This window comes from Bradyrhizobium tropiciagri (assembly GCF_018130505.1).
Taxonomy (GTDB): Bacteria; Pseudomonadota; Alphaproteobacteria; order Rhizobiales; family Xanthobacteraceae; genus Bradyrhizobium; species Bradyrhizobium tropiciagri_B.
The window spans coordinates 225,875-238,899 of sequence record NZ_JAFCKH010000002.1 but is presented as its reverse complement, the minus strand read 5'-3'; the positions used below and the strand labels follow the sequence as shown (position 1 = coordinate 238,899).

Sequence of the window (13,025 nt, the reverse complement as noted above, 5' to 3'; positions counted from 1 at the left end):
CTACGCTGATTTGCGCTGATTTTTCAATGTGAAGGCTGGGTGTTGGTCGCCTCGTTCCGGGCGCGCCATTTGCCATGGACGCTCAGCCTTGACCTCGGCTCTAATCCGCGCCTGCTCGTCGCGCCCGCCAAACCGTATGCGCTCATCCCAAGCCAGCGCCTTGGCGTACACCCACTCGGCCATGCGTTTGATTTCGGTGTCATTCAGGCTGGTGCGCTTGATCAGCGGAGCTGTGGATTCGGCGAGGCGGGCCTTTGCCCGGGCAATGATCCTGTCGAACTCTACCAGCACCGGCTTGGCACGTATGTTGGCCTCGCGGAGGCTCTTGGTGCCAAGCGAGCGCTTCAAGTGTTTCTGCGCCGATTTGCCGTTGTCCAGTTCGCGCGCGACTGCCGCCTGCAGTCCCTTGGGCTTCTCTGGCACCGTCTTCCGAACACAATACGTCCCGTGTCTGTCTTTGATCACGCCCATCAATACACGCACGATTAGCACCACCGCCTGTGACCACCACACGGCAGCTAAACGCTTGTATCTGCGTTAGTTATTGATTTTCAATAGGAACTCAGGTGCGTGGCGCGCCCGGAACGATTCGAACGTCCGACCCCCAGATTCGTAGTCTGGTGCTCTATCCAGCTGAGCTACGGGCGCATTTTCGCGGCAGGGCTCAAAGCCCGCGGGGATCCGGGAGGCCCGAACCATCGCGAAAGAGCGCTCTAGCTACAGCGTCCCGGTCCCGTTGGCAAGTGTCTGGCTGGCATGTTTGGAACGGCGATTTGGCGGGGAGAGCCTCGTTTTTTCGTCATTCCGGGGCATCGCGCCAGCGATGAACCCGGAATCTCGAGTTTCTGTGCTCACCGAAAACAAGACCGGGGTCTACGCCCTCGCCCGCTCGCTGCGGATCGACAGCAGTTCCACCGGGCGGTCCGGGATCGAGATCCGGAAGGTGGCGCCGATGGTGCCCTCGACCAGGTGGATGTTGCCGCCATGGGCGCGGATCAGTTCGGCGGCGATCGCAAGGCCCAAGCCGCTGCCGCCGGGACGGCCCGAGGTCTGGAACGCCTCGAACAGGTGCTCGCGCGCCTTGGCCGGCACGCCGGGGCCGGTGTCGGAGACCTCGATGATCGCGACCGTCCCCTCGCGGCGGCCGGTGATGCGGATCTGCTGCGCGCCGCCATCGCCGCCGGTGCGGCTCTCCAGCGCCTGCGCCGCGTTGCGCACCAGATTGAGCATCACGCGGAACAGTTGGTCCGGATCGGCATCGATGGTGAGGCCGCGCTCGATCGCGCTGATCCAGGTGATCGAAGCGTCGGTCGCCAGCCCGGCGGATTCGCGCACCTCGGAGACCGCCGGCTCGACCAGGATCATGCGGCGGTCGGGCGCCGCCTCCTGGGCGCGGCCATAGGACAAGGTCGACTGGCAGAACGCGATGGCGCGTTCGAGCGAGCGCAGCAGCTTCGGCGCAAAGCGCTGCACCCGCGGATCGGGCACGCTGGCGAGCTGGTCCGACAGCAGTTGCGAGGACGCCAAGAGGTTGCGCAGATCGTGGTTGATCTTGGAGACGGCAAGGCCCAGCGCCGCGAGCCGGCTCTTCTGATGCAGCATCGAGACGAGGTCGCGCTGCATGTCCGATAGCTCGCGCTCGGCGACGCCGATCTCGTCGCCGCGCTGGCTCGGCACGATGATCCGCGCCGAACTCTCCGGATTCTCGTGGAAACCGATCAGGTTCGCCGTCAGCCGTCGCATCGGCCGGACGAACAGATAATGCAGCGCGAGGTAGACCAGGCCCGAGGTCAGGCCGGCGATCAGAAGTGCCACGACGAGGACGTTGCGCGAGAAGCGGTACATCGCCTGGCGCAGCGGCTTCTCATCGATCACGACCTCGATGAACTGGGCCTGGCCCGGCGCGGCTCCGACCACGCGGATGGTCTGGTCGCCGTGCTCCAGCATCATCTCGAAGGAATCGACGATCGCCGACCATATCGTCATGGTCCGCATGTCGATGTCATGGTCGATCGCGGCCGGCAGATCGGCGCTGGCGAGCAGGCGGCGCTGCTGCCCCAGCTTGATGGCGACCGCGCGCGCCCCGATGCTGGACAGGATCTGCCGTGCCAGCGAATCCGGCACCATGCCGGAGGGCGCCGCGTCCAGCACCAGCGCCGCGGTGTTGGCGGCGGCGAGCCGGTCGTTGAGGCGGTTGACGCGGAAGTTGGCGATCGCAGGCACATAGATCAGCATCCCGGCGATCATCGCCAGGGGAATGGTCAGCAGCAGAAGCTTGCCCGACAGCCCCAGCCGGACAGACGGCTTGGGCCGAGGCATCTGCGGTGCAGCCTGATCGTCAGTATCAGCCACAGACAAGGCCTTGTTTGGCTCCGGGGCTGGAAGATGCCGTCCGGCCCCCAAGCCGGTCAAATTACGGATCGCTAATGTCGGCCGGGTTCCCCGGCGCCGTTACGCGCTCCCTCACCGGCAAAAACCCCGCGAAAACAGATATATTCGCCCCAATTGCGACGTTTCAAAGAAGCCGCTTTGCGGCGCGCTCCGAGATTGACGAAAACTGGGCACTCCCTTATAAGCCGCGCCAACTGTCCGCGATGGCCCGGTTCTTGACCGGGGGCGGCTCGTTTGGGGCCGCAAACGGCCTGCTTTGAGCCCGCCAGCATCACCGGACTTCATCTCAATTCAACGGCAAATTGCCCGGTCAGCGGAGACTTACCCGTGAAGCGGACTTATCAACCCAGCAAACTGGTGCGCAAGCGCCGTCACGGCTTCCGCGCCCGTCTCGCCACGGCCGGTGGCCGCAAGGTCCTCGCCGCGCGCCGTGCGCGTGGCCGCAAGCGCCTGAGCGCCTGAGCCCGGACGTCTCCTCCTCAGGAGATTCTTTATGGATCGGCTAAGGCAGCGGGCGGACTTCCTCGCCGTTGCCAATGGCGCGCGGGCGAATACCGCAGGCTTTGTGCTGCAGGGCCGCCGCCGCGACGATGACGGCCCGGCCCGCATCGGCTTCACCGTCACCAAGAAGAATGGAACCGCGACCGAGCGCAACCGCATCCGCCGCCGGCTCCGCGAAGTCGTGAAGCGTATCGACGATGTATCGATGCGACCCCATCATGATTATGTGCTAGTCGGCCGCCGTGATGCGCTGACACGCGATTTTGCGACCATGCTTGACGACCTGCGGTCGGCGCTGCGCCGGCTCGACCGGCCTGCGCCAAAAGCGCGTAACCAGAGCGCGTAATCCGAACGGAATGACGAGACCTTAAGAGATGTCCGACAACCGCAACACCATCATTGCCGTCATCCTGTCCGGCCTCGTCCTGATCGCCTGGCAATATTTCTACAACATGCCGCAGATGGAGAAGCAGCGCGCCGAGCAGCAGCGGCAGGCCGAGCTGCAGAAGTCCGCGCCGCAGCCGACCCCGGCGCAGCCGGGCCAGGGTTCGACGGCGCCGACCCCGTCGGCCGGCGGCACGCCCGCTCCGGCGCAGGCGGCAGGTCCCGGACCGGTCGTCAGCCGCGAAGCCGCGCTCGAAGCCGGCCCGCGCATCAAGATCGAGACCCCGCGTCTCGCCGGCAGCATCGCCCTGAAGGGCGCGCGCGTCGACGACATCGCGCTGGTGCAGTATCGCGAGACGGTCGACCCGAATTCGCCGCCGATCGTGCTGTTCGCGCCGTCGCAGACCGCCGCGCCCTATTACGCCGAGTTCGGCTGGGTGCCCGCGAGCGGCACGACGACGAAGATTCCCGACCAGAACACGGTGTGGCAGCAGGAGGGTTCCGGCAGCCTGACGCCGACGACCCCGATCACGCTGAAATACGACAATGGCGAAGGCCTCACCTTCCGCCGCACCATCGCGGTCGACGACCGCTACCTGTTCACGATCAAGGACGAGGTCAGCAATCTCGGCAGCGCGCCGGTCACGCTCTATCCGTTCGCGCTGATCTCGCGCCACGGCACGCCGCAGGTCTCCGGCTACTACATCCTGCATGAAGGCCTGATCGGCTATCTCGGCGAACAGGGCCTGCAGGAATACGCCTACAAGAAGATCGACGAGACCAAGTCGGTGACGTTCGACGTCACCAACGGCTGGATGGGCATGACCGACAAGTATTGGGCGTCGGCGCTGCTGCCCGACACCTCGGCCAAGCTGCATGTGACCTACCGGTCGAACGCTGTCGGCACCAGCCACAACTACCAGACCGATTATCTGCAGGACGCGCAGACGCTGCCGATCGGCGGCACCATCAGCGCCAATGCGAGGCTGTTCGCCGGCGCCAAGGAAGCCAGCGTCGTCGGCATCAACTTCCCGCTGGTCGGCTTCGGCGGCTACAACAAGCAGCTCGGGCTGAACCATTTCGACCTGTTGATCGACTGGGGCTGGTTCTACTTCATCACCAAGCCGATGTTCCTGGCGCTCGACTGGTTCTTCCGCCTGTTCGGCAATTTCGGCGTCTCGATCCTGCTCGTGACCGTGATCGTGAAGCTGCTGTTCTTCCCGCTCGCCAACAAGTCCTACGCTTCGATGGCGAAGATGAAGTCGGTGCAGCCGCAGCTGCAGGCGCTGAAGGAGCGCTATCCCGACGATCGGGTGAAGCAGCAGCAGGAGATGATGGAGATCTACAAGAAGGAGAAGATCAACCCGATCGCCGGTTGTCTTCCCGTCGCGCTGCAGATCCCGGTGTTCTTCTCGCTCTACAAGGTGCTGTTCGTCACCATCGAGATGCGGCACGCGCCGTTCTTCGGCTGGATCAAGGACCTCTCGGCGCCCGATCCGACCAATCTGTTCACGCTGTTCGGCCTGCTGCACTACGATCCGACGCAGTTGCCGGTCATCGGCCACTATCTGTGGCTCGGCGTCTGGCCGCTGATCATGGGCGTCACGATGTGGGTGCAGATGAAGCTCAATCCGGCGCCGCCGGATCCGACCCAGAAGATGATCTTCGACTGGATGCCGCTGATCTTCACCTTCATGCTGGCGGGCTTCCCGGCGGGTCTCGTGATCTACTGGGCCTGGAACAACACGCTGTCTGTCGCGCAGCAGAGCTACATCATGCGCCTCAACGGCGTGAAGGTGGAACTGTTCGACAACATCCGCAACGTGTTCAAAAAAAAAGTGACGACTGAGGCGACCTAGCGCTTCCGCATCGTCAGCCTGCACTTCATCATGCCCGGCCCCGTGCCGGGCATGAACGTATCCGAGACCATTACGCATGAGCACCGAACCGGACGCAGCACTGATTGAGCAGGGGCGAAAGCTGTTCGCCGGCGACTGGCGCTTCATCTGGGCCTCGCCCTCGATCGCGACGCTGCCGCCGATGGCGGGGCTCGAGGTCGCGTTTGCCGGCCGATCCAATGTCGGCAAGTCGAGCCTGATCAACGCACTGACCGGCCGCAACAGCCTGGCACGCACCTCGCACACGCCGGGCCGCACCCAGGAACTGATCTTCTTCGAGGGACCGGAGAACGCAGCCTTCCGCCTCGTCGACATGCCCGGCTACGGCTATGCGGCGGCGGCCAAGTCCAAGGTCGCGTCATGGACCGAGCTGATCCACAAATTCCTGCTCGGGCGGGCGACGCTGGCGCGGGTCTACGTGCTGATCGATGCCCGCCACGGCATCAAGGATGTTGATCTCGATGTGCTGAAGACGCTCGACAAGTCAGCCGTCAGCTACCAGGTCGTGCTGACCAAGGCCGACCAGGTCAAGGCCGGCGAATTGACGGCCATGATCGCCGGCACCACGGCGGCGCTGGCAAAGCATCCCGCGGCATTCCCCGAGCTGCTGGTGACCTCGTCCCGCACCGGCGGCGGCATGCCCGAACTGCGCGCCGCGATGGTGCGCCTGATCGAGGAGCGGCGCCGGTGAGCGGCCCGTCTCGCCTGCTGATCGGCCTCGCCGCCATCATGGGCGCCTGCGGCGTGATGCTGGCTGCCGCCGCGGCCCATCTGCCCGACGCCTCGCGGCTGGCGTCGGCCTCCTCGATGCTGCTGTTTCATGCCTGCGCGGCGATCGCGACCGTTTCGGTTGCGGACCGCGCGATCGTTCACGCGAAAATCGGCATCGTGGCGGCGGCCAGCTTCGTCATCGCGGCGTCATTGTTCGCCGGCGACCTGACCCTGCGCCAATATGCCGGCCACGGCTTGTTTCCGATGGCCGCGCCAACAGGCGGAACGCTGCTGATCCTGAGCTGGGTGGCGCTGGCCGTCGCCGCGATGTGGCCGAAGCGGTGATCCGTAGCCCGGATGGAGCGCAGCGCAATCCGGGGTCTGTATTCCCGGATTACGCTTCGCTCCATCCGAGCTACGGAAATCTGCGAATACCCGCCCCGCTTTGCGCCCTGCCCGGCAATCAGCTAGAACCGCGCCGACCCCTCTGCTGACGACGAGACCAGCCCCATGACCGACCAGCACATCAGCCCGCTCGATCAGGCCCGCATCCTGTCGGAAGCGCTGCCGCACATGCAGGAGTATGACGAAGAGACCATCGTCATCAAATATGGCGGCCATGCCATGGGCGCGGAGGACACCGCGAAGGCGTTCGCCCGCGACATCGTGCTGCTGGAGCAGACCGCGATCAATCCGGTGGTGGTGCATGGCGGCGGGCCGCAGATCGCGACCATGCTGAAGCGCCTCGGCATTCAGTCGGAATTCGCCGCGGGCCTGCGCATCACCGATGCCGCGACCATCGAGATCGTCGAGATGGTGCTGGCGGGCTCGGTCAACAAGTCGCTGGTCGGCTACATCAACGAGGCCGGCGGCAAGGCCGTGGGCCTGTCCGGCAAGGACGGCAACATGGTAAAGGCGTCGAAGACGACGCGCACCATGGTCGATCCGGATTCCAACATCGAGAAGGCGGTCGATCTCGGCTTCGTCGGCGACCCCGAGAAGGTCGACCTCACGCTGTTGAACCAACTGATCGGCTACGAGCTGATCCCGGTGCTGGCGCCGCTGGCGACCTCGCAGGACGGCCAGACGCTGAACGTCAACGCCGACACCTTCGCCGGCGCGGTGGCCGGCGCGCTGAAGGCCAAGCGCCTGTTGCTGCTGACCGACGTGCCCGGCGTGCTCGACAAGTCCAAGAAGCTGATCTCTGATCTCTCGATCAAGGACGCCCGCAAGCTGATCGCCGACGGCACCATCTCGGGCGGCATGATCCCGAAGGTCGAGACCTGCATCTACGCACTCGAACAGGGCGTGCAGGGCGTCGTGATCATCGACGGCAAGACGCCGCATGCGGTGCTGCTCGAGCTCTTCACCAACCAGGGCACCGGCACGCTGATCCACAAGTGATGGCAGCCGCGGCCGCGCGAGTGCAGACCGTCGTCGCAGGGCTCACGGCCCGGCGGCCGCGCCGGTCGCCGCCCGCGCGGCTGATGATGGCGCTGCCTGCCGCCGCGATCTCGTTCCTGGTCTCGGCGGCGCCGGCGCACGCCGATCTCAAGCTCTGCAACCGCATGAGCTATGTGATCGAGGCCGCGATCGGCATCGACGACAAGGCGGCGAGCGCGACGCGCGGCTGGTTCCGGATCGATCCGGCGACCTGCCGCGTCGTGGTGCAGGGCGCGCTGACCGCCGATCGCGTGCTGCTCAATGCCCGCGCGCTCGGCGTCTACGGCGCCTCGCCGATCCCGCAGAGCGGCACCGATACGCTCTGCGTCGCGCAGGACAATTTCGTGATCGCGGCCGCACGCCAGTGCCGCTCCGGTCAAACGCCGGCGCAATTCACCCAGATCACGCCGACCCGCACCGACGACGGCAATTTCGTCGCGTACCTCGCCGAGGACAGCGAATATGACGACGAGCAGGCGCGGCTCGCCGGCATCCAGCGTCTGCTTGTCATTGCGGGCTACGACGCGGCGCCGATCGACGGCGTCGACGGCCCGAAGACCCAGGCTGCGCTGTCGGCGTTCCTCAAGAGCCGCGGGCTCAACAGCGATATCGTGCAGTCGCCGAACTTCTTCACCGCGATGGTCGATGCCGTGCAGAAGCCGTCGGCATCGGGGCTGACCTGGTGCAACGACACGTCGTACAAGGTGATGGCGGCGGTTGCGACCGATGACGGCAAGGCCGTGACCAGCCGCGGCTGGTATCGCATCGATCCCGGCAAGTGCCTGCATCCCGACGTGTCGGGCACCCCGAAGCAGATCTACTCCTTCGCCGAGGCCGTCGACAGCGACAACCGCACCATCCGCATCAAGGACAAGCCGCTGAACTGGGGCGGCGCGGTACAGCTCTGCACCCGCGAGAGCAAGTTCGAGGTCAACGAGCAGGGCGATTGCGCCAGCCGCGGCCTCGCCGCAACGGGCTTCACCACCGTCGACATGACCACCGGCGGCAAGACGCTGCGCTTTGCGCTGCCGTAATGGAGCGAACGATGAAAACTCCCCGCGCGTTCAGCCAGGTCGACACCTGGGTGTTCGACCTCGACAACACGCTGTATCCGCATCACGTCAATCTGTGGCAGCAGGTCGACGCCCGGATCGGCGAATTCGTCAGCAACTGGCTGAAGATCACGCCCGAGGAAGCGCGGGTGCTGCAGAAGGACTATTACCTGCGCTACGGCACCACGATGCGCGGCATGATGACCGAGCACGGCGTGAACGCCGATGATTACCTCGCCTATGTGCACAGGATCGACCACTCGCCGCTGCAGCCCAATCCGGCGATGGGGGCTGCGATCGAGCAACTGCCCGGGCGCAAGCTGATCCTGACCAATGGCTCGGTCGACCATGTCGATGCGGTGCTCGACCGGCTCGGCATCACCAATCATTTCGACGGCGTGTTCGACATCATCGCCGCCGAGCTCGAGCCGAAGCCGGCGCCGCAGACCTACCAGAAATTCCTCAGGCTGCACGATGTCGATCCGACGCGGTCGGCGATGTTCGAGGACCTCGCGCGCAACCTCGTGGTGCCACACGAACTCGGCATGACCACGGTGCTGGTCGTGCCCGACGGCAGCCAGGAGGTGGTGCGCGAGACCTGGGAGCTCGAAGGCCGCGATGCCGCGCATGTCGACCACGTCACGGATGATCTGACCGGGTTCTTGCAGCGGCTGGCGCCCTGATCTCTCCACCCGTCGTCCCGGCCAAGGCCGGGCGCGCCAAGACCAGCATCAACGAGCTGCTCGGGATTGAGCGGCGATAGCCCCGACGTTCAGCCTGTCACCGTCACCCCTGAGGAGGCCACGAAGTGGCCGTCCCGAAGGGTCGCGGCCCGACTGATGGCCGTGCACCCTTCGAGACGCGCTACGCGTTCCTCAGGGTGACGGGATTGAAGGTCTCGAACCAGAATACCGTCAGCAACGACCAATCTCCGGGCCGCAACACCCGCCGCCCGGAGCTTCGCCATGGACTGGGTCTGGTACCTGTTCCGCTTCAACGGCCGCATCAACCGCGCCAAGTTCTGGCTCGGAGGGCTGATCATCGTCTGCTGGATGGTCTTCCTGGCGGCGCTGCTGATCGCGCTCGGGCTTGGTGGCGGCAAAGGCACGTCGTTCGGCTTCAATGTCGAGGACATCTTCAGGGCCCTCGATCCCGATACCTACAAGTCCCTGACCGCCGGCCAGATACCCACCTTGCTCGTCAAGGCCGGCGGAACGGCGCTGTTCACCTGGGTCTATCTCGCGATCTCGATCAAGCGCCTGCACGACCGCGACAGGAGCGCGTGGTGGATGATCCCGTTCTTCGTGGTGCCGGGGCTCATCAACCAGTTCGCGGACCGGCTGCCGGAGAGCGTCTACGCATACTCGATCGCCGGTGCGATCGCCATCGCGCTGTACATCTGGGCCTTCATCGAACTGGCATGCTTGAGCGGCACCCGTCATCCCAATCTCTACGGCCCCAATCCGCTCGGAAAAGTCCAGGGAAGACCGCGCGACGACCGCGACAACAGGCCGCGTACAGCGCAGGGCTGGGATCAGCAGAGCGAGATCGAAATCGTGCCGCACAAAGCTGGTCCACCTCCGGTGTGGCGTGTTAAGCGGGGGGCATGAGTGATGCCGTTTCGATTACCCGCGATCTCGTCCGCTGTCCGTCCGTCACGCCCGCCGATGCCGGCGCGCTCGGCGTTCTCGAAGCGCTGCTGAAGGCTGCCGGCTTCGAGGTCCATCGCGTGACCTTCTCCGAGCCCGGCACCGCCGACGTCGACAATCTCTATGCCCGCATCGGTACCACGGCGCCGCACATCACCTTCGCCGGCCACACCGACGTGGTGCCGCCGGGCGATGAAGCCGCATGGACGCTGGGCGCGTTCTCCGGCGAGGTCAAGGACGGCTACCTCTACGGCCGCGGCGCGGTCGACATGAAGGGCGGCATCGCCTGCAGCGTCGCGGCAGTGCTGCAATATCTGAAGGACCATGGCGGCCAGCCAACGGCCAACGGCAGCGGCTCGATCTCGTTCCTGATTACCGGCGACGAGGAGGACGTGTCGATCAACGGCACCGTCAAGCTGCTCAAATGGTGCGCCGAGCGCGGCGAGAAATTCGACCATTGCGTGCTCGGCGAGCCGTCCAATGTCGAGGTGCTCGGCGACATGATCAAGATCGGCCGGCGCGGCTCGCAATCCGGCACGCTGATCGTCGACGGCGTGCAGGGCCACGTCGCCTATCCGCATCGCGCCTCGAACCCGGTGCCCGATATCTCGCGGCTGATCGTGGCGCTGAGCGACGAGCCGCTCGATCGCGGCAGCGCGCAATTCCAGGCGTCGAACCTCGAATTCACCACGGTCGATGTCGGCAATACCGCTGGTAACGTCATCCCCGGCCAGGCGCGGGCGAAGTTCAACATCCGCTACAACGACAACCACAGCCAGGAGAGCCTGCGCCGGCTGGTCGACGAGCGCCTCGCAAAGGCTTGCGGCAACCGCATCCGCGCCCGCATCGACTGGGCGCCGTCGAACTCCAACGTGTTCGTCACCAAACCCGGCGCGTTCACCGACCTCGCGGTGTCGGCGATCGAGGAGGTTACCGGCCGCAAGCCGGAGCTCTCGACCTCCGGCGGCACCTCGGATGCGCGCTTCATCTTCAGCCATTGCCCGGTGATCGAATTCGGCCTGGTCGGCCAGACCATGCATCAGGTCGACGAGCGCACGCCGGTGTCCGACCTCGAGAAGCTGACGCGGATCTATCGCGGGATTTTGGATCGGTATTTCAGCTAAGCCCGCAGCCGTAGGATGGGTGGAGCGCAGCGATACCCATCGCGTTAGGGGCGGGATGATGGGTATCGCTTCGCTCCACCCATCCTACGCGACCGACAAAACCTCGAAAACAACCCCATGCACAGTAGGGGTTGGGGGTCACTCGTAATCCACCCGCATCAAATAGAGGCCATCGGGCGGGGCGACCGGGCCGCAGGCGGCGCGGTTGCGGGCTTTGAGGGCGGCGGCGAGATCGTCGGCGCTCCAGCGGCCCTCGCCGACCCAGACCAGCGATCCGACCATCGAGCGCACCTGGCTGTGCAGGAAGGAGCGCGCCGAGGTCACGATGTTGACGGCATCGCCCTCGCGCGTGACGTCGAGCTGGTCCAGCGTCTTCTCTGGTGACTTGGCCTGGCACTCGGTGTCGCGGAAGGTGGTGAAATCGTGCTTGCCGAGCAGACGCTGCGCGGCGACGTGCATCGCACCGGCATCGAGCGCGCGCGGCACCCGCCAGACCCGGCCGATGTCGAGCGCGAGGTTCGCGCGGGTGTTGACGATGCGGTAGAGATAGTGCCGCTTGATCGCCGAGAAGCGCGCCTCGAAATCGTCGGCCACGATGTCAGCCGCGAGCACCGCGATCGGGTTCGGCCGCAGATGCGCGTTCAGCCCGTCGCGCAGGCGCCCACGCGGAAACGATTTGGCGATATCGCAATGCGCGACTTGACCGCGTGCGTGCACGCCGGCGTCGGTGCGGCCAGCGCCGTGGACGCGCACATCCTCGCCGCAGATCGCCTTCACCGCGGCTTCCAGCGCCCCCTGCACGGTCGGCGCGGTGTCCTGGATCTGCCAGCCGGAGAACGGCGTGCCGTCATACTCGATGGTGAGCTTGTAGCGCGGCATCAGGCCAGCCGCGCCGGCGGCTTCAGCGGCGTGCCGCGCAGGAAGTCCGACGCCTTCATCGGCGCCTTGCCGGCGCGCTGCAGTTCGAGGATCCGGATCGCACCTTCGCCGCAGGCGATCGCGAGGTGATCGTCGAGTACATCGCCTGCTGCGCCCGCGCCTTTCGCCAGCTCGCAGCGCAGGATCTTCAGCCGCACCGGTTCGCCCTCGCCGGCGAGTTCGCACCAGGCGCCGGGGAACGGCGACAGTCCGTGGATATGCCGCAGCACCGCGTGCGCCGGCTGGCTCCAGTCGATCCGCGCCTCGGCCTTGTCGATCTTGGCGGCGTAGGTGACGCCGTCCTCGCTCTGTTTCGTGAGTTGCAGACCGCCGCGCTGCAGCCCACCCATCGCGCGCACCATCAGGTCGGCGCCGAGCGGCGCCAGCGCGTCGTGCAGGTCGGATGCCGTCATGCTGTCCGAGATCGCAAGCCGCTCTGCCATCGCGACGTCGCCGGTGTCGAGGCCGACGTCCATCTTCATCACCATGACGCCGCTCTCGGCATCGCCGGCCATGATGGCGCGGTTGATCGGCGCCGCGCCGCGCCAGCGCGGCAGCAGCGAGGCGTGCAGGTTGAAGCAGCCGAGCTTCGGCGCATCGAGGATGGCCTGCGGCAGGATCATGCCGTAGGCGACGACAACAGCCGCGTCGGCCTCGTGGGCGCGAAACTCCTCGAGCGCTTCCGGCGTCTTCAGTGTCTTCGGGGTCAGCACTGGAATGTTGAGCCGCCGCGCCTCCTGCTCGACCGGGGTCGGCTGCAACTGCAGCCCGCGCCGCCCGCCCGGCTTCGGCGCGCGGGTATAGACCGCCACGACCTCGTGACCATGAGCCACGAGCTCCAGCAGCGTCGGCACCGCGAAATCGGGCGTGCCCATGAAGATCAGGCGGAGGGACATCAAATCAGCTCGGCAGAAGGTGTTTCCGTCATGCCGGGTCAAGCCCGGCCATGACGCC

General features: G+C 65.8%; 14 protein-coding genes and 1 tRNA gene. 10 read left to right on the top strand and 5 right to left on the bottom strand.

Going from position 1 to position 13,025, the window contains the following annotated elements:
- From JQ633_RS05415 to JQ633_RS05405, 3 genes are all read right to left on the bottom strand, one after another.
- Complete coding sequence (locus JQ633_RS05415; protein WP_349631534.1) at positions 1 to 471, bottom strand: DUF6538 domain-containing protein; 471 nt, start codon at positions 469 to 471, stop codon at positions 1 to 3.
- 100 nt (positions 472 to 571) lie between these two features.
- Positions 572 to 648: transfer RNA gene (locus JQ633_RS05410), tRNA-Arg, on the bottom strand.
- A 225-nt stretch (positions 649 to 873) separates the two neighbouring features.
- Complete coding sequence (locus JQ633_RS05405; RefSeq protein ID WP_211983214.1) at positions 874 to 2,319, bottom strand: sensor histidine kinase; 1,446 nt, start codon at positions 2,317 to 2,319, stop codon at positions 874 to 876.
- A gap of 399 nt (positions 2,320 to 2,718) precedes the next feature.
- On the opposite strand from JQ633_RS05405, the gene rpmH reads away from it, so the two are divergent.
- From rpmH to dapE, 10 genes are all read left to right on the top strand, one after another.
- Complete coding sequence (gene rpmH, locus JQ633_RS05400; RefSeq protein WP_008542748.1) at positions 2,719 to 2,853, top strand: 50S ribosomal protein L34; 135 nt, start codon at positions 2,719 to 2,721, stop codon at positions 2,851 to 2,853.
- 31 nt (positions 2,854 to 2,884) lie between these two features.
- The gene (gene rnpA / locus JQ633_RS05395) at positions 2,885 to 3,238 is read left to right on the top strand and encodes a ribonuclease P protein component (RefSeq protein WP_211983212.1); all 354 of its coding nucleotides are present in this window, start codon (positions 2,885 to 2,887) and stop codon (positions 3,236 to 3,238) included.
- A 28-nt stretch (positions 3,239 to 3,266) separates the two neighbouring features.
- Positions 3,267 to 5,135, top strand: coding sequence for a membrane protein insertase YidC (gene yidC / locus JQ633_RS05390; RefSeq protein ID WP_211983210.1), 1,869 nt, complete (start codon positions 3,267 to 3,269; stop codon positions 5,133 to 5,135).
- Between the two features lie 76 nt (positions 5,136 to 5,211).
- Complete coding sequence (gene yihA / locus JQ633_RS05385) at positions 5,212 to 5,865, top strand: ribosome biogenesis GTP-binding protein YihA/YsxC (protein WP_211983208.1); 654 nt, start codon at positions 5,212 to 5,214, stop codon at positions 5,863 to 5,865.
- The gene (locus tag JQ633_RS05380) at positions 5,862 to 6,230 is read left to right on the top strand and encodes a DUF423 domain-containing protein (RefSeq protein WP_349631522.1); all 369 of its coding nucleotides are present in this window, start codon (positions 5,862 to 5,864) and stop codon (positions 6,228 to 6,230) included. The genes yihA and JQ633_RS05380 overlap by 4 nt, the downstream gene beginning before the upstream one ends.
- A gap of 165 nt (positions 6,231 to 6,395) precedes the next feature.
- On the top strand, positions 6,396 to 7,289 hold the full coding sequence (gene argB, locus JQ633_RS05375; protein WP_211983206.1) for an acetylglutamate kinase: 894 nt from the start codon (positions 6,396 to 6,398) through the stop codon (positions 7,287 to 7,289).
- Positions 7,290 to 7,375: 86 nt separating this feature from the next.
- Complete coding sequence (locus JQ633_RS05370) at positions 7,376 to 8,362, top strand: DUF1036 domain-containing protein (protein WP_211984117.1); 987 nt, start codon at positions 7,376 to 7,378, stop codon at positions 8,360 to 8,362.
- Between the two features lie 11 nt (positions 8,363 to 8,373).
- Positions 8,374 to 9,063: a pyrimidine 5'-nucleotidase gene (locus JQ633_RS05365; protein ID WP_211983204.1), complete on the top strand. Its 690-nt coding sequence runs from the start codon at positions 8,374 to 8,376 to the stop codon at positions 9,061 to 9,063.
- 282 nt (positions 9,064 to 9,345) lie between these two features.
- Positions 9,346 to 9,990, top strand: coding sequence for a DUF805 domain-containing protein (locus JQ633_RS05360; protein ID WP_211983202.1), 645 nt, complete (start codon positions 9,346 to 9,348; stop codon positions 9,988 to 9,990).
- A complete protein-coding gene (gene dapE / locus JQ633_RS05355; protein ID WP_211983200.1) occupies positions 9,987 to 11,153 on the top strand; it encodes a succinyl-diaminopimelate desuccinylase in 1,167 nt (388 codons plus the stop codon). The genes JQ633_RS05360 and dapE overlap by 4 nt, the downstream gene beginning before the upstream one ends.
- Before the next feature lie 138 nt (positions 11,154 to 11,291).
- Here dapE and truA read toward each other — a convergent pair whose 3' ends face one another.
- Complete coding sequence (truA, locus tag JQ633_RS05350; protein ID WP_211983192.1) at positions 11,292 to 12,032, bottom strand: tRNA pseudouridine(38-40) synthase TruA; 741 nt, start codon at positions 12,030 to 12,032, stop codon at positions 11,292 to 11,294.
- Complete coding sequence (fmt, locus tag JQ633_RS05345; protein ID WP_211983190.1) at positions 12,032 to 12,967, bottom strand: methionyl-tRNA formyltransferase; 936 nt, start codon at positions 12,965 to 12,967, stop codon at positions 12,032 to 12,034. Before fmt ends, truA begins: the two co-directional genes overlap by 1 nt.
- Positions 12,968 to 13,025 lie beyond the last annotated feature (58 nt).

Coding starts and splice junctions, on each gene's coding strand:
- argB (WP_211983206.1), top strand. CDS start 6,396: ATGACCGACCAGCACATCAGCCCGCTCGATCAGGCCCGCATCCTGTCG.
- JQ633_RS05365 (WP_211983204.1), top strand. CDS start 8,374: ATGAAAACTCCCCGCGCGTTCAGCCAGGTCGACACCTGGGTGTTCGAC.
- JQ633_RS05405 (WP_211983214.1), bottom strand. CDS start 2,319: ATGCCTCGGCCCAAGCCGTCTGTCCGGCTGGGGCTGTCGGGCAAGCTT.
- yihA (WP_211983208.1), top strand. CDS start 5,212: ATGAGCACCGAACCGGACGCAGCACTGATTGAGCAGGGGCGAAAGCTG.
- dapE (WP_211983200.1), top strand. CDS start 9,987: ATGAGTGATGCCGTTTCGATTACCCGCGATCTCGTCCGCTGTCCGTCC.
- JQ633_RS05415 (WP_349631534.1), bottom strand. CDS start 471: ATGGGCGTGATCAAAGACAGACACGGGACGTATTGTGTTCGGAAGACG.
- JQ633_RS05370 (WP_211984117.1), top strand. CDS start 7,376: ATGGCGCTGCCTGCCGCCGCGATCTCGTTCCTGGTCTCGGCGGCGCCG.
- fmt (WP_211983190.1), bottom strand. CDS start 12,967: ATGTCCCTCCGCCTGATCTTCATGGGCACGCCCGATTTCGCGGTGCCG.
- JQ633_RS05360 (WP_211983202.1), top strand. CDS start 9,346: ATGGACTGGGTCTGGTACCTGTTCCGCTTCAACGGCCGCATCAACCGC.
- truA (WP_211983192.1), bottom strand. CDS start 12,032: ATGCCGCGCTACAAGCTCACCATCGAGTATGACGGCACGCCGTTCTCC.
- rnpA (WP_211983212.1), top strand. CDS start 2,885: ATGGATCGGCTAAGGCAGCGGGCGGACTTCCTCGCCGTTGCCAATGGC.
- yidC (WP_211983210.1), top strand. CDS start 3,267: ATGTCCGACAACCGCAACACCATCATTGCCGTCATCCTGTCCGGCCTC.